This is a genomic window from Nodularia sp. UHCC 0506, assembly GCF_034931045.1.
Classification (GTDB): domain Bacteria; phylum Cyanobacteriota; class Cyanobacteriia; order Cyanobacteriales; family Nostocaceae; genus Nodularia.
On sequence record NZ_JAYGHH010000013.1, the window covers coordinates 50,452 to 71,655 of the forward strand.

Here is a 21,204-nt window from a genome sequence, read left to right on the forward strand (position 1 = left end):
TTTGTCACCTAAACCAACTGGAATCAGCACTCATACTGTGATCAGAATTAATTGAAATCACTAAATCCACTGCTGTGGGCGATGTCACTAACGGCGTAATGAATAATTCTGGATGTAGCGATCGCCAAAAATAGTTGACAAATTCCTCAATTTCTGCATCTGACATCCCCAATTTACCCGCCGCGATCATTTGTTGTTCTGCTTGTTGCCGCCATACCATTGAACAACGGTAATCAGTGGGATATAAAACTATTAAGCTGTCTAATCGTTGCCAAAGGGGTAGATATTCACTCAGTCGCCGATTCATATCACGAGCAAATACCCGATCCTCTGCTGTTAAAATCGGTGGCGGTGCATAATTAAGTACATCGGGATCAACTGGTCGCACACCGACAAACCAACCTTCAAATAGTACAATATCAATATCCTTAACAATTTCTGGAGTAGTGCGATCGCCTGCACCATGATGTGCAGATTTATCAAAACGGGGAACACTCACGGGACTTTTACCCTGGCGAATCTGATCTAAGAGGTTTAAGCCTAAATCTAGATCGTGGGTTCCTGGTGGCCCTCGCCAAATCAACCGGGGATCTTGCTGAGTTAAAACCAAGCGATCGCTATAACTTTTATACAAATCGTCTAAGGATAAACACAATGTCCGATATCCCAAATGCTGGAGAATTAACCCCAAAATTTGGCACATTGTCGTCTTACCCGTACCTTGTCCACCTAAAATCCCCTGAATTAGCGGTCGTCCCAATCCTTGACGCTGCGATGCTAGTTTTATACCCAATGGTAGCCATAAATCCTGCAATACCCCTAACATTTCTACTGGTGGTTTATTGAGGTTGGTTTGGCAGAATTGGCTAAAAGTTGGAAAAATAGAGTTGAGTAAACCTGCTGATGCTGGCTGTTCCCACAAATTCATGATTAAGAACCCAGTTTAAAGGATTCGACAAACATACTATAAATAAAACCGACTTTGAGAACATTTAGCGATTCTACCAAAAGCGTTAGCGGAGCGCTCCGCAGGAATCGCTTTTCCAAAAAGTTACGACTATAAAATAGTCTGCTAGTCACCTCTGTTAATACCACCAAAATACCAGCAATCACAATATCTAATAGACCTCTTTGTCCAGCTATAGTAGAAATAGCTGTTCCCAGAAAAAAACCAAAAAAGAAACTAATCAACAGTAGCGATAAACGTCGCCAAGGATTTAAAAACCATTGCCCCAAACGACTGGCAATGGAATCGACTAAATTCGTGAGACGAGTGTTTTGCATAAATTATAGAAGAATAGAAGGGAGAGGAGGTAGGGGCGAAAAGGAAATTGCGTGAGGACAAAAATAAAGCAACTGAGTTTATACTCAGCACTATTTTGCCTGTTTATGGCGTTGATGATCATGTCTGTTAAAAATCTTCAGGCTGTTTCACCTTTTTATTTGACAACTAATGTAATCATTTATGCCCAATTTTCCTGTTAACAGTGATATTTTTGATACATTGTACATCTTGAAAATACAAAAACCTCCTACCGCAAAGCGTAGGTTAAAAATTAAAAGTCAAAAATCAAACAGCTGATTATGTAGGCTTTTCGTTAGCTGGGAATGGTAGTCTTATTTACGCCGTACTGTACTAGCTAAATATTTTGAATTACCGTTTGAGATAATAGGCTAATATTTGGTCAAGCCTAAACAAAATATTATTGCTAACCACTATCAATATGAATCTTCCAATATATCGTAACGCGGCAATAGCAGCTTGTGCTTTGGGGCTAATTGGATTCATGGTGGGATGCTGGGAAATAAGTGTGTCTTTTGAATCATTAGATTCAGATACACCCTCAACAGTATCTCCTGATACATCAGAACAGAATCTAAAACCTGCACCACCTGTGCCAGATCAAAGAATCACCTTAATTCCAGAAACTACTCCAACTAATAAAATTGGACTCAACGAAACCCATATCTTGGCAGGTCGTCAATACTCAACTGCTACAGCCAAGAATCAAGGGACTTTACGCATGAGTAATCAAACAGACCAACCTGTGCGCCTGGCTTTACTAGCCCGACAGCCACAGGTGAAAGATTCTGGTAATCAACAAACTAACTATGATGTTCCAGCTCATTGGGATTTTGATCCCCAAGAAGGTAGTGAACAGGGGTTGATTCTATCCCTACCTCATGGGAATCTAAAATTGGAACCTGGAGATATCATAGTTGCCTTTGCACAAGATGGTTCTCGCCGCTATTGGGGGCCTTACGTAGTTGGAGAAACATCTATGCCTCAATGGAACACTAAGAATCGAGAATGGTTATTAATACTGAGTCCTTGATACAACTACGTAGCAACCTAATGAATCGGATCTGGGATTCCTTCTAGACAAGAACAAAACATGGCTAATCAACGACTATGGACTAGTTATGTTGAAGCGTTGAATAATAACTAGTAAATAATGAGGATCAAACTGAGTCTTCCGGGTACGGTTAACGAGTGGGGCAACAATCTAGCCAAAAGTCCAGTATTTGCGGTGACTATACTCATTGTGATTAGTTGGCTGGCTTATGGCTGGAATTTGGGCAGCGTGGGCTTAATTGATGAAACAGAGCCATTATTTGCTGAAGCTTCCCGTCAAATGTTGGTTACAGGAGATTGGATCACTCCCGTTTTTAATGGCGAAACTCGTTTTGATAAACCAGCTTTAATTTACTGGTGTCAAGCGATCGCATACTCAATTCTGGGAGTAAATGAGTGGTCAGTGCGGTTACCTTCCGCGATCGCATCTGTAGGAATCATCGGTTTAACCTTTTACACAGTACAGTGGTATTTTGCTCAAAAAGACGAATTAGAGCAAGTTTCTCGCCCGATTCGCCGTAACTTCACAGCTTTCATAGCCGCAGCAATGCTGGCACTGAATCCTGAGATGATTGTCTGGGGAAGAACTGGTGTGTCAGATATGATGCTGACTGGGTGTATGGCCTCAGCGTTATTATGTTTTTTTCTGGGGTACGCACAAACAGCCGAAACTCAGCCAAAGTCAGCTGCATCTCTATTCCCAAACAAATGGTATTTGGCTTGTTATGTCCTAATTTCTGGGGCAATTTTAAGCAAAGGGCCTGTAGGAATTGTTTTACCTGTGTTGATTATGGCGGCATTTATGATTTATGTCGGCAAAATTCGCGAAGTCTTAAGCGAAATGCGCCCCTTCATGGGTATGCTGATTATTTTCGGTTTATCATCCCCTTGGTATCTGCTAGTAACTTGGCGTAACGGTTGGGACTATATTAATTCTTTTTTTGGTTATCACAATATAGAACGGTTCACAGAGGTTGTGAATGGACATTCAGCACCTTGGTATTTCTATTTTTTAGTAGTACTACTGGGCTTTGCACCATACTCTGTGTATTTACCCGTAGCAATGGCTAAAATGAAATTTTGGCAGCGATCGCACTGGCTATCCCAAGAACGCTCCCAACAATTGGGTTTATTTGTCTGTATCTGGTTTATTAGTATTTTTGGCTTTTTTAGTATTGCTGTCACTAAACTTCCCAGCTATTTATTGCCCTTAATGCCAGCTGTAGCCATTTTGGTAGCGCTGTTATGGAGTGACTTTTTCCCCGAACCACACCAAAATATCCCCTCTGCTTCCTCATCTCTCAAAGTCAGTGCTTGGATAAATGTGATCTTTTTCACAGTCCTAGCAGTGGCAATGTTTCAGATCACTAATTTAATCAATAATAACTCAGTTGCACCAGGCTTTCCCCGACTAATTCAAAACGCAGGTTTACCCACTCTAGGAGGGTTCATTTGGTTTGTGGGTGCGCTCATTATTGCCGCGTTAATCATCAGTCGCCTTTGGCACAACATTATTAACGTAAATTTATTGATATTTACAGCATTTTTGATAATCGTTTTAATGCCAGCTTTGTTTTTGATGGATCGGCAACGTCAGCAACCCTTGAGGGATTTATCTGCGGCTGTGGTGGTAGAAGCACAACAAATTACTAGTCCAAACCAGCTATCAGATGAAGAATTAATTATGGTTGGTTTCAAAAAGCCTAGCGTTGTCTTTTATACACAAAAGCCAGTAAATTATATTCTTCTGACACAGGATGCGGTCGATTATATTAAAAATCGCACTTCTCAGCTAACGCAAGCGGTTCATTCTTTACTAGTTATAGCTGAACCAAAATCCATTGTGAAAATGAACTTGCAACCTGGCAATTATGATATTTTGAAAACAACAGATACTTATCAGTTAATTCGAGTTTATTTGCGAAACATGAACAAAGAAACATTTAAAATTTCTTGATCAAATTGGTAATTTCAATTCAGATGGGAATTATTTAGGGCGGGCTGAATAAATGTAAAACTCAGAATTCCCTGTTCCCTGCCTCCACAACAAAACTTTTATGCCTAACGGCAAGGTACGCGAACAGCAAACCCTATTTAAAGAGAATTATTTTTCTCTGTTAAACCTAAAGATTGATTGATCTGAGTTAAGAGATTTTCCATTGATATGGAACGAGGCAAAATATGGGCAGCAATGTTTTCTCTCGCAGACGCAATGCTAAAAACTAACTGGGCTAACTCACTCATTACATTTTCATCTTCATCCAATTTGCTCTGGCTGGAATGATGAATTTTATCTGGGTTGCTTTCAGGCAGAGAAGAAGTGAAAGTGTGATTTAAGCGCTGGTCAATCACCAAAATTGGTGGCAATTCCAAGGGTAAATCTGCCAAGACTTGGAAATTTTGAATCACCTCTTTATGGACAGAGGTATCTCCTAAATAAATCAGCAGTAAATCAATGCTTTGGTGGCGAATTTGTTGTAAAACTTCTGTCCAACAACGCCCCATTGCTGCTTTCAATCCAGCTGTTTGTAAATATTGAATTAAAGCTTGGAACCACTCAGACCCCCGTGTATTATTGTCGTTATTGAGTGAAGATTCTTTGTTGCTCTGCGGTAAATTATCCAGCATCGTCAAATCTACTACTAAAATGCTGGGTGGGCAGCAGATACCAGAGGCAATTTGCAGTACAGACAATAACGGATCTGTGGAATCGTTGCGGTTGTCGTGATCTCGACATAATGTTGTCAAGTAAGGAAACACTGTTAAACCAGGTATCTGAGAAGCTGTTAGGGTAGTTGCAACATCGCAAGTCACTAGAGGAATATCAGCTAATATGGGATGTTGAGCTAACTGGTGTAGGTAGGTTTGTGCCAGAGAAGCTTCTGCATCTAGTAAAATGACATCGAACTCCCAAACCCTCGCCAAGAGTTCGGCTTGATCTAGGTCATCTACTTCAATTACCCGATGTTCTCGCAATGAAGGATGGGGGTTAATTGATTGTAAATTGTGTTCTACCAACCTGAGAATTCTTAATGGAGTTGTATTGGGGATAATTTTGTGATTATCTAACCCTAAATGCCCAGCTGGTTGAACAATTAAGTTTTCTAAGAGTGGTGCTAAAGCCTGATGTTGGACTGGCAAATTCAGAAATCCATCGGCGCGATTCGCATAAGCTTGTTCTTTTTCTGCACCTGTTGCTGTCACCATCACGGGAATGTGTTTCGTGGCTACATCAGATTTCAATAAAGTCAGTACATCCCAACCCGAAAGTAAAGGTAGTAAGGGGTTTAGGAAGATAGCTTTTGGTTGTAAGCGGCGGGCTTTTTCTACGGCTTCTGTACCGGAACGAGCGATGACGACGCGATAACCTAAACCTTTGAGCTGATCGGTCAAATCTTCGATATATCGAGCTACTGCCTCAACTACCAGGACTAAACGTTGTGAACTAGTGGGCTGATGTTGGGCAGTTGTAGGCGCGTGTTGACGTGTTGAATAGGTGCGGCGATCGCTTTGTCGAGGTGTTGTGACTTCTCGTGTATCAGGAATTTGGAGCTTGCCATCTTCTCTGATTCCCATTTCTGTTCCCGTGAAGCCTGTTGTCGGCGGACTAGGTGGCAGTAGTAATGTAAACTGGCTACCTTTGCCTTCACGAGATAAGAAGCTGACATCACCTCCGTGGAGACGAGCTAAAGCTCTAGTTAAAACCAACCCCAGACCAGTTCCTTCAAATTGACGAGTCAAGGGATTTTCCAACTGTTGGAATTTTTGAAAGATTAAATGTTGCTGATGTTCGGGAATGCCAATGCCTGTATCCCAGACTGTAAAAGCAACCCAGCCTTCCCAACGATTGACCCGCAAACCAATTTCACCAGAGTTTTCTGTAAATTTCAAGGCGTTGGAAAGTAGGTGTACCAACATCTGCCGCAAGCGCAGTTCATCGGCGATTATTTGGTCTAAGCCTGGTTCAATGGAAATTACAAATTCACAAAATGAATTTGCTGTTGGGGTGGCGTTAGCTTTGGTGGTTTGTGTATGGATTGCTTTTGCTTCTGTGAGGGCGCGATCGCACACTGAGCGAATTGTCACGGGTACAAGGGCTAAATCCATCTGTCCCGTTTCCATGCGGGTCAAATCTAAAATGTCATTGACCACACTCATTAAATGTCGTCCGCTTTGATGAATCAGTCCAGCATAACGGGCTTGACGCTCGTTGAGTTCACCCAACTGCTGATCAACCAACAACCGTGATAATCCCAAAACGGCAGTGAGGGGGGTCTTCAGTTCATGACTAATACAAGCTAAAAACTCATCTTTTAATCTATTTAATTGAATCAAGTCAGCATTTTTTGCTGCTAGTTCTTTACATATCTGCTGCTGTTCGGTGACATCAGTCGCTAATATTAACCATAGGTCATGACTTCGTTCAGTCCTAAGAGTTGCGGCACTTTGCTCAAAGCTAAATTCTCCGGGAAACATTCCCTGGAAGAGAAGTTCTGACTTAGGACTATCCAAGAGGATTTTAGCAAACTGCCAAATTCGCTCCTGACCATTCTGCACTTCTACAATACAGGTACAAGTACCCATCTGACTATCTAAAAAGCAGCGATTGGATGTCGTGTTTGTCGCTGGTGGCTGCTCAGGCAAGTTGTGTAACGGTGATGGGGAAAATGACCCTGGGGGCGGAGGTTCATTGGGTGACACAAATGTATTTCCTTCGCCAGTATGCTGATTCCTTTTACTCTGAGGATAAAATCTGGTTGCTGGTTGGTTGGCATATTCTGTAGCTGTTTTGGTTTCGGCTGGGGCTAGTATTGTTTCAACTTGTTGTCGAATACCTTCTGGATCTTTCAATGCTCCCAATTGTTGCCACCAAGCCGGATTTTTGGCTACGACTTCACCTGTTCCAGTTTGCAGCATTAAAGGCCAAGGCAGGAGTTCTAATAGCTGCACCAGCGATTTCTGGGCTGGGTGACGTTGATTTCTTCTTGGCGATCGCGAGGACTGTGCAGAACGCGCCACCCCTGATTTTTCACTCCGCCAATGGTTTTTGGCTCTTTTGTCGGAGTTGTTAGGGTGCTTTGGAACAGTATTTTTAGCAGTTTTCTGAGCAGCAGGAGAGTATTGAGTTTTGGTGGTCTTGATTGCTAATTTTTCCTTAGCCAATGCGCTTAACAGACGCGCACTATTCAACAGCCCTAGAAATTTGCCCTCCCCATCAATCAGCGCCCAATTCAGCCTAGTTTTCGCCTGGTTTAGTGTCTGTTCATCAGAACGCAAAATTTGCTCAAATTGCTCTACAGAATAAATCGCAGGTAATGTCTGGAGTGGCTCAATGATGGCTTGATCCCAGTTTGACAGTTGCTGTTGCAAGTCCAAAACCTGATTTTTATGGGATGTTGCCAATAATTTTTGTGTTAAACGGGCAGATTGCACCAATCCGCAGGGGCATTGTTGTTGATTTACTACTACCAAGCGATCGCATTGTTCTTGCTCAAAAATCTCCAGCACGAGAGCCAGAGTACTTGTTTCTACGCAGTGGGGTACGGTTGCTAGAAAGTCATAAAGCGGGTACTGTAGCATTGACATAAGGAACCTTGGGGATCATTCTTCTTTGTGTAAGCTTGCAGCTTCACCATCAGCACTTTTGGCAAATCGTGTTTGAGCAGCAAAGCAATATTCTTGCAGAAGAATCATTTAAACGATTCTTGTTACAGCTTCAACGCCGTTGAAATAATGAGTTTGCCGTTCGACTACGCTCATGGCTAGATTCTTAAGAGACAAGACTTATGGGATTTACTCTTTGTCTTTGCAACTGGGAATTTTAGAGAAATATCCTTCTCAGTCTCCTACTGGTGTTGAAACTCTTCTGCGATAGTGACAACTAGAACAATTATGGGGTCAAAGATTCGCTTTAGAACCTTGAGGAATTATAATGATTTAGAATGAGATGATACTTTAAGTTAGTTTAAGTATCTTATCAATGGATAAAATCAAGAAATCTATTCAAGGGATGAAATCAAAGAATCTATGTTTGGAGAAATATGCCTAAGTGAATCATCAATTAAATTAGGTATATTCATTGACAACAGACGCTTCATCGACAGCTTACTAAGTTCTAGCACTGATTAAACTGTATCTGGTGATTGAACAACCAGATATCAACTATATGTTGACATGGAGCATTCTTTCACCGGAAACTTGCAATGTTAATACACAACTACACATAACCTGAGAAATGTTATCTACATTTCATCTAGAGAGTTCAACAATATTGGTCGGGGTAATTAATTAAGATATATAAATATACAGATGTGATGAATCTGATTAATTTTACCTCAACATCCGCAAAAATTGAGTTAAATCGGCTAAATTCGGTTAAATTAGCCAGACAGCCCAGTTTAATCGAGCCAGTGTAGACCTTAACAGTTATGCTTTTGCCTACAATCACTACTACTGCTAAAACTTACTACCTACTGAAGTGGTAGACACCATATCTTAATAAAAATTTCATTAATAAAAATTTCTATGTGTTTCCATGCCACAACCAAAAACCACAGCAGTTCTTTCAGCAGATGACTCAAGTTGATCGGCAGGTATTGTTACAACAACTCAAATCAGATTATCGCCGGATTCTTATAAATTACTTTACTACAGACACAACTCTGAAAACAGAAATTGACAAATTTATCAATGCAGTATTTTGTGCTAATATTCCTGTGCCTCAAATTATAGAATTTCACATGGAACTAATTGAAGACTTTTCCATACAACTACGCTTAGAAGGCAGGAGTGATGAAGCATTACTTGATTATCGTTTAGCACTCATCGATATCCTAGCTCACTTGTGTGAACTTTATAGGTGTTCGATTTCTAAGATAAACTAATTGATAGTCAACAAATTACACAAGTTGCTTAGAGCAATATCTTAGGGGCTTTCCAGCCCAGATGTTCACCGACTAAGTACCTTGCTTACTCTGATTTTCAAATGAATAAAGCCAGAAAGACTTATGTTCTCAAGCTTTATGTAGCAGGGAACACACCTAACTCAGTAAGAGCCTTAAAAATACTTAAAAACATCTTAGAACAGGAATTTCAAGGTGTCTATGCTTTGAAAGTAATTGATGTTCTAAAAAACCCACAGTTAGCAGAAGAAGACAAAATATTAGCTACACCAACATTATCTAAAATTTTGCCTCCGCCCGTTCGCAAAATAATTGGTGATCTATCAGACAGAGAAAGAGTCTTGATTGGATTAGACTTACTTTATGAAGAATTAAATGAAGAATATTGGGAAGAGTAGGAAAAAACTTTAATCATCCAAATTGGATCACAAATTAACAAGTTTAGTTTAGTCATATAAAAACCGGGCGTAATACCCATTCCGGATGAAGCAATGAGCGAAAAAGACCAAACAGCGCCAAACAACACCCCAATTGCTGGTGTAGAAAAAATTTGCACAATGATCGAGGGCTTTGATGATATTAGCCACGGAGGTTTGCCTATTGGTAGAACTACCTTAGTGAGTGGTACATCTGGCACAGGCAAAACTTTATTATCACTACAGTTTCTCTATAATGGAATTAACCGCTTTGATGAAGCGGGTGTATTTGTTACCTTTGAAGAATCCCCTAGTGATATTATTAAAAATGCCCAAATCTTTGGGTGGAATTTACAACACCTAATTGACGAAGGTAAGTTATTTATTCTGGATGCTTCACCTGATCCGGAAGGTCAAGATATTGTCGGTAACTTTGATCTATCGGCACTAATTGAGCGTTTGCAATATGCAATTCGCAAATATAAAGCTAAAAGAGTATCTATTGACTCAATCACCGCAGTCTTTCAGCAGTATGAAGCGATGGGAGTAGTCCGGCGAGAGATTTTTCGCCTTGTCGCCCGTCTCAAGCAACTGCACGTCACCACTATCATTACCACCGAACGTAGCGAAGAGTACGGTTCCGTTGCTTCCTTTGGAGTAGAAGAATTTGTTTCGGATAACGTGGTAATTGTGCGTAATGTTTTAGAAGGAGAACGTCGCCGCCGCACAATTGAAATTCTCAAATTGCGTGGTACAACTCACATGAAAGGCGAATACCCCTTTACTATTACCAATGAAGGAGTCAACATTTTTCCCTTGGGAGCAATGCGCTTAACCCAACGCTCTTCTAACGTTAGAGTATCATCTGGAGTCAAAACCTTGGATGAAATGTGTGGGGGCGGTTTCTTTAAAGATTCTATTATTTTGGCAACAGGAGCTACTGGTACTGGTAAAACTTTATTGGTTAGTAAATTCTTACAAGACGGTTGCATAAATGGTGAACAAGCAATATTGTTTGCTTATGAAGAATCACGCGCGCAATTATCTCGTAATGCTTACTCTTGGGGAATTGATTTTGAAGAATTAGAACGTCAAGGGTTGCTTAAAATAATTTGTACTTATCCTGAATCAACTGGTTTAGAAGACCATTTGCAAATTATTAAATCAGAAATTGCCGTCTTTAAACCATCTCGCATTGCCATTGACTCCCTTTCTGCACTGGCTAGAGGAGTTAGTAATAATGCTTTTCGCCAGTTTGTCATCGGTGTCACTGGTTATGCCAAGCAAGAAGAAATAACTGGATTTTTTACCAATACAACCGACCAATTTCTGGGGTCACATTCAATTACTGACTCTCATATTTCCACCATTACGGACACAATTTTAATGTTGCAATACGTGGAAATTCGGGGCGAAATGTCACGGGCAATTAATGTATTTAAAATGCGAGGTTCGTGGCACGATAAAGGTATCCGTGAGTATAATATTACTGCTGATGGTCCAGAAATTAAAGATTCTTTCCGTAACTACGAACGAATTATTAGTGGTGCGCCTACCCGCGTTAGTATCGATGAAAAAGCGGAACTATCTCGTATAGTTCAACGTTTTGAAAAGAAACCGAGTTCCGATCCTCAAATTTAGTGTCATGGTATATTCATATCTAAGTTGAGGATCATGCTATATTTTTTGGGGAAGAAGGGTTTTCTGCCGCTAGTATTGATTTTCGTGTGAGGGGATGCGGTGAAAGGACAATACTTATTTTATAGTTTCTTACCTGGTGTCACAGCAGCGGTATTGACAACCCAGCCGGCTTTGGCTGGGACAGTAAGTGGCATACAACTTGCGTCTTCTCCTAGTGTATTGACTTCTACGGATAGTCGAACCTGGATTGCAGACAATATTAATACCCAACTGCCTCAGAGCAAGAAACAGATTTTTCCAGATATAGTACCTGAATCTGAGTTAACTATACTTGATTTACAGTCTTCAAGTAGTCAAAGTAACCCAGTTATCTTGACAGGAAATACTGGTATATCGATTAAAAAAGAGCTATCTCAAAAAGATGAAGGTAAATTTTCCAATCTGACGCAGTTGTTAAATGCTGCCCAAAAGTCGGAGCCGCATGATTTAAAAAGTAATCAAACACCGAGTCATGTCGCTACCTCTGAGCAGAAATTAGAGAAAACAGTTGTTTCTACTGTTACGTCTTTGCCAAGTTCTGCCCAGCCAGCGAGTTTTTCCCTGTCTGCTTTACGGCAACCAGCAACTCAGTTATCGACAGTTTTACCAACTGCGGTTAGAGGTGCAGAGGTAGCAAAGTTGTTGAGGGCGCAAAGCTGTTCACGGGCAAAACAGACAAACAATACATTGGTAGCTACCAGTAACTGCCAATCGCAGCATATAACTAGGAATTTGATAGCCCAGAGTTATCCGTCTCCTCCCAACAACACCTCAGATTTAGAAAATACTGGTTGGGATCTAACTCCTTCACAACCAGAAACTGAGTATGTTGCACCTACGAATATTGGTCAAATTCCTGTGCAAACAGAAACTGTGGAATTTCCGGCTACTCGCGCTGTGCAAATTCCTGAGAACCTGATTCCTAGTGCCAATCCTCTGCAATTTCCTACCAAGCCAGAAGAGGTGGCACTTGAAGGCAATCAGCCAATTACGTTAGCACAGGCATTAGAACTGGCAAAGCGGAACAATCGAGATTTACAGGTGTCGTTATTGGAGCTAGAACGCGCCCAAGCTGCACTCCGTGAGGCTCAAGCTGCTTTGTTGCCCAATGTGGGTTTGAGTGCTGATGTGATTCGCAGTCGTTCTGCTGAACAACAGTTAGGGTTGAATCAACAAGCCCAGGAATTGAATGTACCAGCGCCAGGTGCTGAAGCTACTACAGCTTTTAGCGGTCAAGCGCAACTGACTTATGACCTTTATACTTCTGGTAGAAGGTTAGCTAATATCGGTCAGGCTGAAGAACAGGTACGATTCCGTGAGTTGGATATAGAGCGACAATCTGAACAAATTCGCCTGGATGTGTCCACGGAATACTATGACCTGCAACAAGCTGATGAGCGAGTACGTATTGCTCAATCGGCTGTGGAGAATGCCCAGGCTAGTTTACGAGATGCACAAGCTTTAGAAAGGGCTGGGGTTGGTACGCGATTTGATGTTTTACAATCGCAAGTAAATTTGGCTAATTCTCAGCAAGAACTCACTAATGCTCGATCTCAACAGCAAATAGCCCGTCGCCGCCTAGCAACTCGGTTAAGTGTGCCACAATCAATAAATATTAGTGCAGCCGACCCTGTGCAATTAGCTGGTTTATGGAACAAAGATTTAGAAAGTAGCATTGTGTTAGCCTTTCAAAATCGTCCAGAGTTGCAACAGCAATTGGCACAGCGTAACATTAATGAACAGCAGCGACGAGAAGCACTTTCAGCTTTAGGTCCTCAGGTTAGCTTAATTGCCAGCTACAACCTGCTAGATCAGTTCGATGATGGTACGAGTGTTACCGATGGCTATTCTGTTGGAGTCAGGGCTACTTTGAATTTGTACGATGGTGGTGCTGCTAGAGCCAGAGCTGCCCAAGCAAAATCTAATGTGGCGATCGCAGAAACTCAATTTAGTGAACAGCGCAACCAAATCCGTTTTCAGGTAGAACAAGCTTTTTCTACCCAGTTATCTAATTTGGAAAATGTTCAAACTGCTAATGCGGCTTTAGAACAGGCTAGGGAAGCTTTACGTTTGGCTCGGTTGCGATTCCAAGCTGGTGTAGGTACTCAAACTGACGTGATTAATTCTGAAAACGACTTAACAAGATCCGAGGGTAATCGCATCACAGCTATCTTAGATTACAATCGTGCTTTGGCTCAGTTACAACGAGCTGTTACCTCTAGGGCATTGGCTGAGTAAATTCGTCAAAAAACTTGTTGCATCTTGGTTGTAAGCCCCCGGATTTATCCGTGGGGCTTATTGAGTGCTGAGTGCTGAGTGCTGAGTGCTGAGTGCTGAGTGCTGAGTGCTGAGTGTTGAGTGTTGAGTGTTGAGTGTTGAGTGCTGAGTGTTGAGTGTTGAGTGTTGAGTGTTGGGTTCTGAGTTGTCACAGCGTTATAAGGGAATCAGTTAAAGTAAAGATAAGTAAAGAAAGTGCTGAAAATTAAATGGCTGCTCTACCCTTAGAGGAAATATCTGTTCAGTTAGAAAGTCCGAATCTGCGCGATCGCATGGTAGCTCTGGCCAGTTTGCGTAATTTATCCCCTGAAGAAGCAGTACCTTTAATTAAAAAGGTATTGGATGATGAATCTTTACAACTGCGCTCAATGGCTATATTTGCTCTAGGAGTTAAGCCCACAGCAGAATCTTATCCACTTTTAGTGAAAATTCTCGAAAATGATCCAGATTATGGCATTCGTGCCGACGCTGCTGGAGCTTTAGGATATTTGGGCGATGCTAGAGCCTTTGAGGTACTGGCACGGACATTTTATGAAGATACTGATTGGCTAGTACGCTTTAGTGCGGCTGTTTCTTTGGGTAATATTAAAGATCCACGCGCCCATGATGTTTTAATTCAGGCATTAGATAGCAACGAAACAGTGCTACAAGAAGCGGCAATTTCCGCACTAGGGGAAATACAAGATATTGAATCTGTGGATAGTATCCTGCGTTTTGCTCAGTCGGATGATTGGTTAGTTCGCCAACGTTTGGCAGAAGCCTTGGGAAATCTTCCTACTACTAAGAGTGTTTCAGCTCTAAAATACTTAGAAAAAGACCAGCATCCCAACGTTGCCGAAGCAGCGAAAATTTCTCTGGTTCGGCTGGAAGAGAAAGCTAATCAAGCTTAATCTCAATAGGTTTCGCTGCTTTTTTATCCCCATTAGGATGTTTAACATTTTGTTTCAGGGTAATTTTATTCATGAATATTGAAGAATTTTTTGAATTGAGTGCTGGTAAATGGTTTTCCCATCGGACTAGCCACCATTTGGCTTTTAAACAATCTGAAGACGGCAAATCCGACTTGGTAATTGAGAGTTTACCAGCAGATCATCCAGAGGTAATCAAACTCTGTGAACAATACGAAATTGCTCCCAGTGCAGCCTCCTGTGGGGCTAGAGTCACCTGGAATGGCACGATGGAATGGGATGAAGAAAAGCACACTGGCTCTACTGTGTTAGTTACTGTACCTGATGCAGTTAATCCCCATGAAGGTAAGTTACTGCGAGAAATGGGTTATGCCGAAAAAGCCCCCGTTGCTGGCAGCTATCAGATGGGTAGCGATGGTGCTTTGACTCTAATTACAGAGTACGAAACAATGTCTTCTGAAGAGCGCTTGTGGTTTGCTAGTCCCAATTTACGGATGCGGGTTAGTGTTCTCAAGCGTTTTGGTGGTTTTAGTATGGCTTCCTTCACTTCGGAAATTCGTATGGGTGGTACTTCATCAGCTGCCAAAGCATCAGAAACAGCTGATTCCACATCCAGTTAGTTTCAGTCAGTTAACAGTTAACAGTTATTTAGGCATCCAGTAGGGGATTGCAACCAAATTATGCCTCTTGACTGATAACTGATAACTGATTATTGATTGCTCAAAGCGTCGAAGCAACTGATTTCTACTCAGCACTCAGTTGCAGCAAGTTAGCGATCGCCTGTGGTAATGGCAGCACAATGATGATTAACAATGCCATTGCCATCAATCCTAAAATGTCACGTTTATTATCCAGTTCCGTGACATCATTCAGCGCAGGTTCATCAATCAAGGGGATAAATAATAAGATAATCGCCCAGATCAAAAATCCTGACTGCACTAAAGAAAGTAGTAGTAGTAATAAGCGGGAAATTTGACCAATGACTATGGCGGTTTTCTGCCCGAACATCGCATGGACAATGTGACCTCCATCAAGTTGTCCTACAGGCATTAAATTTAACGCTGTGACGATTAGCCCCAGAAAACCAGCGATCGCTATTGGATGAAGGTTAATTGCTGAGTTTGACGTTAATTCGCTTCCTAATGCTAACTTAGAAAGCAATGCTAATAAAATTGAAGACTTGGGGTTGAGAGCTTCCGGGTTTAAAAGTCCCGTTTGGTCAGTAATGGGAACCAATTCTGAATTCACCAAACCCCAGATTAATAAGGGTAAAGTAACCACAAAACCTGCCAGTGGCCCAGCAATGCTCACGTCAAATAAGGCTTTTCGGTTGGGAATGGGACTACGCATTTGAATAAATGCGCCAAAAGTGCCTAAAAAGAAAGGCAGAGGAATAAAATAAGGCAGCGTCACCCGAATTTTGTAGTATCGCGCTGTCAAATAGTGACCCAGTTCGTGGATACCCAAAATAGTCATCAGCCCTAAAGCATAAGGTAATCCTTGTAACAAAATATTGGGATCAGATGCTAATTGTTTTGGATCAGCCCCGGTGATGGTCGCGCCCACCAGAGTAGTAGTAGCCAAAGTAGCTAATACTAAGAATAAAGCTAATCCTGGACGTGTAATTTGTTCTGGTCTGCTGGTATTTTTAGCTGCTTGAGTATTAGGGACAAGTACAAAGAAAGGTTTGCCATTGAAACCTTCTTGAAAAATCAGGAGAAAGCGATCGCCAAATTGCGCTTCAATATTGGCCTTAATCTGCTGATAAGCCTGAGTAGGTGTTGTTCTGATCTGACCCCGACAGATAATAGCCTGGGGTCTGTACTCAATGTTGTGAATGTAGTACACAGACCAGGGAAAACAATTTCTCAGTTGAGTTTCTTCCGTTGGTTCAATGGGACGCACTGGTACTGGTTCTGCGGTAGGATGAATAGCCGATTGTTCAATAGCTTGGGGTTGATCTGGCGTATCTCTTGGCGTTCTCCGACCCCATTGAAACAATAACCAGTATAACAGAATGCAAATAATTGATGGCCAAATCACCAGTGCTGATGGTGGAGGTGGTTGCGCCCCATATATCAGTGTCCATCCACTCAATATCAAAGCTGGAGTCATTAACACCAACCATAGCAACCAAACTGGTGTGCGGGTGATTTGAGCGACGCTGCGCTGCACTATTAGATAAGTAGCTAGTCCCAGTAGGAGGAGAAACCAAAATGTCATGTGATCTTTAGTAGTGTGGAAAAAATGTCTCACTAGCACCGCAGGGCGGAAGTCAGGAGGGGCAGCAATCTGCCCGGAAAAGAGTCGAAAAGCTTATATAATCAGCTTTTCATTGATTTTAGATAGTTGTGCTATTTACGCCATGCTGCACTAGTGTGTCGGCACCACAACCCGCACTACTAGACAGACTTTAAACCCCCATTTGTCTATAACCATTAACAGAAGTTATTAATTCTCAAGTGTTAATTCTTAAGAAGTTCAACTCTGTCACCAATTTTTACCACTCCTCAGTTTCGGTTTTTGCTCATGCGCCCCTTACCTCAACAGCCAAGTCAAACAGCCAAGCAACCTCGTCCGGTGCTAGATAGCGTCTTTGCTTTTCCACCAAATCGGGACACATTAGGGGGAACCTCTTATCTTATTGTAGGAAATGAAGGCAATATCCTCATAGATTCTCCTGCTGATGACCCAACAAATCAAGATTTTTTGCGATCGCATGGTGGAGTGCGTTGGTTATTTCTCACCCATCGAGATGCTATTGGTAAAACAGCCGCAATTCAGCAAAACTTTGGCTGTGAAGTGCTAATTCAAGAGCAAGAAGCTTATTTATTACCTGGATTAACCGTCACCAGTTTTTCTCAGGAATTTACACTCAACTCCACAGCACAAGTGATTTGGACACCTGGTCATTCTCCCGGTTCATCTTGCCTTTACTACAGTGATTTGGGAGGCGTGCTATTTTCTGGCCGCCATTTGCTTCCCAACCCGTTAGGCGAACCAGTACCACTTCGCACTGCTAAAACCTTTCACTGGCGTAGACAAATTAAAAGTCTTAAATTAATACTAGAACGTTTTACACCAAAAACACTCCAGTACATTTGTCCCGGTGCTAACACAGGTTTCCTCAGAGGTAAACGAGTTATAGATAATGCTTACTTAAGAGTGCTGAGTGCTGAGTGCTGAGTGGGGAGAGTTAAGAGTTAAGAGTTAAGAGTTAAGTTGCTTCTCCCCTGCACCCTGCACCCTGCCCCTCTGCCTCTTCTCCCCTGCACCCTGCACCCTGCACCCCTGCCTCTTACTCGCCAGTCCCTACTCCGGCTAATACGGAATTTGTTTTCAATAGTTCCAGGGCGGCTTGATATTGCAGATCCGCTTCTGTGGCAATTTGGGCGCGGGTGATTGATGCTTGGGAAATTAATGTATCTGGTTTAATTCCTAATTTGTTAATATCTTGATGGTTAGGTGTTTCATACTTAGCAATGGTGACTGCCAAACCTGAACCATCTGATAATTCAAACAAGGACTGAATTAAGCCTTTCCCAAAGGTGGTTTCTCCGACCAACTTCGCACGACCGTTATCTTGCAGCGCTCCAGCGAGAATTTCACTGGCGCTGGCGGTTCCTTCATTGACTAAAATTACCAGAGGATCGTCTGTTAAAGCTGGGCCGAATGATTCAAAACTGCCCTGAATCCCTTGCCGATTTACCGTGTAGACGATGGTACCGGAATTTAACCACAGCCGGGCAATTTCAATTCCTGATTGTAATAGCCCACCGGGATTATTTCGCAAATCTAAAATATATGCAGCTGCGCCTTTTTTCTCTAAACTAGAAATAGCGTGTGCTAATTCCATTGCGGCGTTAGCATTGAATTGAGTCAGGCGCAGGTAGCCGATGGGCGTGCCTTGAGGAGAAAGACGCAGGTCTGCTACCACAGGGTTAAGCTCAATGCGATCGCGCACTATTCTGACTTCTTTTTCTCCAATGCCATCTCGTTCAATTACAAGTGTGACGGTACTGCCAACAGGCCCCCGCATTTTGGTAGCTGCTTCATCAAGAGTCAAATTTTCTGTGAGCAGACCTTCAATTTTAAGAATGCGATCGCGTGGTTTAATCCCGGCTGCATCTGCTGGTGAATCCATAATCGGAGTCACTACTTCCAGCTTTCCAGTTTCTGGATTGAGCGCAATTTGTAACCCCACCCCAGTCAGTTCACCAGAAGTATTCACCTGCAAACTGCGGTACTGCTCCGGGTTTAAAAAGCGGGTAAAAGGATCACCCAGAGTATTGAGCATTTTTTGAATGGCGGCATAAGCTGCTTCATGATTTTTGAGCGGCTTCTCCAGTGCCTTCTGTCTCGCCTGTGACCAATTTTGATGATTAAAAGTCTCATCTAAATAAGTCCTGTTGACAATTCGCCAAACTTCTGAAACTAATTTTTGCTCATCCGTTAAAGCTGCTGCCGGTGGGATAACAGCGCCCAGCGCCAACCAAAAAGCCAATAGCAGTGAAAATCCTAGCCGAAAAACCTGTTTTTGCATGAACCCCATTTCCAAATTCCATCTGATCCCAAATTGCCGAAAAAACTGACGAAAAATGCCTAGCACCGCAGGGCGTTCGTCAAAAGTGAGCCAGCGCAGTCTTAGAGGTTTCCCTCATGAGCGACTGGCGAACCCCGAAGGGGTCAAAAGTCAAAAGTCAAAAAGCTTATTCTATAGGCTTTTCATTGACTTGGAATGGTTAGTTTATTTCCGCAGACCCGTACTAGTTCCCTCGCCATTAATGAAATCTATATCTCAACTATGTTACTTTTTTTATAGAAGTGGTGCATTCCTCTCATCAACTTGTTCAAAAAAACGATGAAGTGGATTCCACTGGTGAAAACGATAATATCCACTTGGTATACAGCATTTTTGGTGTTGGCTTGCCAAGAGAACGCAATATATTCCATATTTACAGAGTGTTAAGTTTCTGAAAAGTCTTATCATTCTGAAGGCTCAAAAGCCAACGAACAAACTCCCCTTTGTGAAAATCCCAAACTTGTTAATTGGGAGATTGATCAACCGCAACCGATTTTTAGGAATTTGAGATTGTATGGCCAACGTTTACGACTGGTTTGAGGAGCGCTTAGAGATTGAAGCGCTCGCCGAGGACGTAACTAGCAAGTATGTCCCACCCCATGTAAATATCTTTTATTGCTTGGGCGGAATTACCCTAGTTTGCTTCCTAATTCAGTTCGCCACTGGATTTGCGATGACTTTCTACTATAAGCCCACAGTGGCTGAAGCGTACTCTTCGGTAGAGTACATCATGAATGATGTCAGCTTTGGCTGGCTGATTCGCTCCATTCATCGCTGGTCTGCCAGCATGATGGTGTTAATGATGATTCTGCACACCTTTCGGGTTTACCTCACAGGTGGTTTCAAAAAGCCCCGTGAATTGACTTGGGTAAGTGGTGTCATCCTAGCTGTAATCACCGTTTCTTTTGGTGTTACAGGCTACTCCCTACCTTGGGATCAAGTTGGTTACTGGGCTGTAAAAATTGTTAGTGGCGTACCAGAAGCAATTCCCGTAGTTGGTGTTTTTATTTCTGATATGTTACGCGGTGGTTCTAGTGTTGGTCAAGCAACGCTGACTCGCTACTATAGCGCTCACACCTTTGTGCTGCCTTGGTTAATTGCAGTGTTCATGCTGTTCCACTTCTTGATGATCCGCAAGCAAGGTATTTCTGGTCCTTTGTAATCTAAATAATTCAGCCAAGATGCAAAAAGGCCACAGCTTTCAGTTCCCAGATGCAAATGTTTGTTTTAAACTTATGAGAAATCGGCAATTAATATCTTATAAGCGACAATAAGAGCAAAGACTTGTATTTGAAGCTGAAAGCTGTCAACCCCCCCCGCAAGGCGAAAGTCAAAAGTCTACCCTGAGCGAAGTCGAGGGGTCAAAAGTCAAAAATGATTTGAGATGGTTGTGCTATTTACGCCGTGCTGTATCGGGGTTGCCTTATAGCTGATGGCTGTCACAAATGCTTTAACTGAATTTGAGCAGGAGAGCGAATTAAAATATGTCAACGCAAAAAAAACCCGATCTGAGCGATCCTCAGTTAAGAGCTAAACTCGCCAAGGGCATGGGTCACAACTATTATGGTGAACCCGCTTGGCCTAATGACTTACTTTATGTATTCCCCATTGTGATTATGGGTTCATTCGCTTGTATTGTGGCTCTAGCTGTGTTAGATCCAGCCATGACAGGTGAACCAGCAAATCCTTTTGCTACACCTTTGGAAATTTTACCAGAATGGTATTTGTATCCTGTATTCCAGATTTTGCGATCGCTTCCTAACAAACTTTTAGGAGTATTAGCAATGGCCGCTGTGCCTCTGGGACTAATCCTCGTTCCTTTTATTGAGAACGTAAACAAGTTCCAAAATCCCTTCCGTCGTCCAGTTGCAACCACAGTGTTCCTTTTTGGTACACTTGTTACCCTGTGGCTAGGTATTGGTGCTGCTTTACCATTAGATAAATCCTTGACATTGGGTTTATTCTAAGCTAAATAGCAAATAGCCTTTGACACCTGTAGTTTCTAGATCATCCACCAAATTTAGCAGTTAATAGCAGAAAGGCTAAAAACTGCTGAAGCAATCAGTAAGGAATTGTTCTTTGA

At 42.1% G+C, this 21,204-nt stretch carries 17 protein-coding genes; 11 read left to right on the forward strand and 6 right to left on the reverse strand.

The window, feature by feature from the left end; all coding sequences use genetic code 11:
• Positions 1-4 precede the first annotated feature (4 nt).
• Both VB654_RS10585 and VB654_RS10590 read right to left on the reverse strand, forming a co-directional pair.
• Entirely contained in the window at positions 5-928 is a 924-nt protein-coding gene (locus VB654_RS10585; RefSeq protein WP_323213680.1) for a glycerate kinase, read from the reverse strand.
• Positions 929-930: 2 nt separating this feature from the next.
• Positions 931-1,284, reverse strand: a complete 354-nt coding sequence (locus VB654_RS10590; RefSeq protein WP_323213681.1) for a DUF565 domain-containing protein — start codon at positions 1,282-1,284, stop codon at positions 931-933.
• Between the two features lie 440 nt (positions 1,285-1,724).
• On the opposite strand from VB654_RS10590, the gene VB654_RS10595 reads away from it, so the two are divergent.
• Positions 1,725-2,336, forward strand: a complete 612-nt coding sequence (locus VB654_RS10595; protein ID WP_323213682.1) for a hypothetical protein — start codon at positions 1,725-1,727, stop codon at positions 2,334-2,336.
• Positions 2,337-2,456: 120 nt separating this feature from the next.
• Positions 2,457-4,313: a glycosyltransferase family 39 protein gene (locus tag VB654_RS10600; protein WP_323213683.1), complete on the forward strand. Its 1,857-nt coding sequence runs from the start codon at positions 2,457-2,459 to the stop codon at positions 4,311-4,313.
• A 137-nt stretch (positions 4,314-4,450) separates the two neighbouring features.
• On the opposite strand, the gene VB654_RS10605 is transcribed toward VB654_RS10600, so the two are convergent.
• Complete coding sequence (locus tag VB654_RS10605; protein ID WP_323213684.1) at positions 4,451-7,942, reverse strand: hybrid sensor histidine kinase/response regulator; 3,492 nt, start codon at positions 7,940-7,942, stop codon at positions 4,451-4,453.
• Between the two features lie 941 nt (positions 7,943-8,883).
• Here VB654_RS10605 and VB654_RS10610 point away from each other — a divergent pair.
• The 4 genes from VB654_RS10610 to VB654_RS10625 all read left to right on the forward strand — a co-directional run bounded on the left by VB654_RS10610 (position 8,884) and on the right by VB654_RS10625 (position 13,592).
• Positions 8,884-9,240, forward strand: a complete 357-nt coding sequence (locus tag VB654_RS10610; protein WP_323213685.1) for a circadian clock protein KaiA — start codon at positions 8,884-8,886, stop codon at positions 9,238-9,240.
• Between the two features lie 101 nt (positions 9,241-9,341).
• A complete protein-coding gene (kaiB, locus tag VB654_RS10615; protein ID WP_323213686.1) occupies positions 9,342-9,656 on the forward strand; it encodes a circadian clock protein KaiB in 315 nt (104 codons plus the stop codon).
• Positions 9,657-9,749: 93 nt separating this feature from the next.
• Positions 9,750-11,315 carry a circadian clock protein KaiC gene (gene kaiC / locus VB654_RS10620; RefSeq protein ID WP_323213687.1) on the forward strand — a complete coding sequence of 522 codons (1,566 nt, stop codon included), beginning with the start codon at positions 9,750-9,752 and terminating at the stop codon, positions 11,313-11,315.
• Between the two features lie 99 nt (positions 11,316-11,414).
• Positions 11,415-13,592, forward strand: a complete 2,178-nt coding sequence (locus VB654_RS10625) for a TolC family protein (RefSeq protein WP_323213688.1) — start codon at positions 11,415-11,417, stop codon at positions 13,590-13,592.
• Between the two features lie 44 nt (positions 13,593-13,636).
• Here the strand turns inward: VB654_RS10625 and VB654_RS10630 are convergent, their stop codons facing one another.
• Positions 13,637-13,783, reverse strand: a complete 147-nt coding sequence (locus VB654_RS10630) for a hypothetical protein (RefSeq protein ID WP_323213689.1) — start codon at positions 13,781-13,783, stop codon at positions 13,637-13,639.
• 57 nt (positions 13,784-13,840) lie between these two features.
• Between VB654_RS10630 and VB654_RS10635 the strand changes: the two genes are divergently transcribed.
• Positions 13,841-14,521, forward strand: a complete 681-nt coding sequence (locus VB654_RS10635) for a HEAT repeat domain-containing protein (RefSeq protein ID WP_323213690.1) — start codon at positions 13,841-13,843, stop codon at positions 14,519-14,521.
• A gap of 71 nt (positions 14,522-14,592) precedes the next feature.
• Positions 14,593-15,159, forward strand: coding sequence for a phycobiliprotein lyase (locus tag VB654_RS10640; protein WP_323213691.1), 567 nt, complete (start codon positions 14,593-14,595; stop codon positions 15,157-15,159).
• 124 nt (positions 15,160-15,283) lie between these two features.
• Here VB654_RS10640 and VB654_RS10645 read toward each other — a convergent pair whose 3' ends face one another.
• Positions 15,284-16,762, reverse strand: a complete 1,479-nt coding sequence (locus VB654_RS10645) for a site-2 protease family protein (RefSeq protein WP_323213692.1) — start codon at positions 16,760-16,762, stop codon at positions 15,284-15,286.
• A 306-nt stretch (positions 16,763-17,068) separates the two neighbouring features.
• Between VB654_RS10645 and VB654_RS10650 the strand changes: the two genes are divergently transcribed.
• Entirely contained in the window at positions 17,069-17,725 is a 657-nt protein-coding gene (locus VB654_RS10650) for an MBL fold metallo-hydrolase (protein WP_323213693.1), read from the forward strand.
• 112 nt (positions 17,726-17,837) lie between these two features.
• Here VB654_RS10650 and ctpA read toward each other — a convergent pair whose 3' ends face one another.
• Positions 17,838-19,091: a carboxyl-terminal processing protease CtpA gene (gene ctpA / locus VB654_RS10655; RefSeq protein ID WP_323213724.1), complete on the reverse strand. Its 1,254-nt coding sequence runs from the start codon at positions 19,089-19,091 to the stop codon at positions 17,838-17,840.
• A gap of 544 nt (positions 19,092-19,635) precedes the next feature.
• Here ctpA and petB point away from each other — a divergent pair.
• Together petB and petD are read left to right on the forward strand one after the other, a co-directional pair.
• Complete coding sequence (petB, locus tag VB654_RS10660; RefSeq protein WP_194002347.1) at positions 19,636-20,283, forward strand: cytochrome b6; 648 nt, start codon at positions 19,636-19,638, stop codon at positions 20,281-20,283.
• A 322-nt stretch (positions 20,284-20,605) separates the two neighbouring features.
• On the forward strand, positions 20,606-21,088 hold the full coding sequence (petD, locus tag VB654_RS10665) for a cytochrome b6-f complex subunit IV (protein ID WP_006198248.1): 483 nt from the start codon (positions 20,606-20,608) through the stop codon (positions 21,086-21,088).
• Positions 21,089-21,204 lie beyond the last annotated feature (116 nt).

Excerpts from the sequence above, each read along its gene's own strand:
- VB654_RS10590 (WP_323213681.1), bottom strand. The coding sequence starts at position 1,284 with ATGCAAAACACTCGTCTCACGAATTTAGTCGATTCCATTGCCAGTCGT.
- VB654_RS10605 (WP_323213684.1), bottom strand. The coding sequence starts at position 7,942 with ATGTCAATGCTACAGTACCCGCTTTATGACTTTCTAGCAACCGTACCC.
- VB654_RS10640 (WP_323213691.1), top strand. The coding sequence starts at position 14,593 with ATGAATATTGAAGAATTTTTTGAATTGAGTGCTGGTAAATGGTTTTCC.
- VB654_RS10595 (WP_323213682.1), top strand. The coding sequence starts at position 1,725 with ATGAATCTTCCAATATATCGTAACGCGGCAATAGCAGCTTGTGCTTTG.
- VB654_RS10635 (WP_323213690.1), top strand. The coding sequence starts at position 13,841 with ATGGCTGCTCTACCCTTAGAGGAAATATCTGTTCAGTTAGAAAGTCCG.
- VB654_RS10600 (WP_323213683.1), top strand. The coding sequence starts at position 2,457 with ATGAGGATCAAACTGAGTCTTCCGGGTACGGTTAACGAGTGGGGCAAC.
- kaiB (WP_323213686.1), top strand. The coding sequence starts at position 9,342 with ATGAATAAAGCCAGAAAGACTTATGTTCTCAAGCTTTATGTAGCAGGG.
- petD (WP_006198248.1), top strand. The coding sequence starts at position 20,606 with ATGTCAACGCAAAAAAAACCCGATCTGAGCGATCCTCAGTTAAGAGCT.
- ctpA (WP_323213724.1), bottom strand. The coding sequence starts at position 19,091 with ATGGGGTTCATGCAAAAACAGGTTTTTCGGCTAGGATTTTCACTGCTA.
- VB654_RS10645 (WP_323213692.1), bottom strand. The coding sequence starts at position 16,762 with ATGACATTTTGGTTTCTCCTCCTACTGGGACTAGCTACTTATCTAATA.
- VB654_RS10650 (WP_323213693.1), top strand. The coding sequence starts at position 17,069 with ATGCGCCCCTTACCTCAACAGCCAAGTCAAACAGCCAAGCAACCTCGT.
- kaiC (WP_323213687.1), top strand. The coding sequence starts at position 9,750 with ATGAGCGAAAAAGACCAAACAGCGCCAAACAACACCCCAATTGCTGGT.
- petB (WP_194002347.1), top strand. The coding sequence starts at position 19,636 with ATGGCCAACGTTTACGACTGGTTTGAGGAGCGCTTAGAGATTGAAGCG.
- VB654_RS10585 (WP_323213680.1), bottom strand. The coding sequence starts at position 928 with ATGAATTTGTGGGAACAGCCAGCATCAGCAGGTTTACTCAACTCTATT.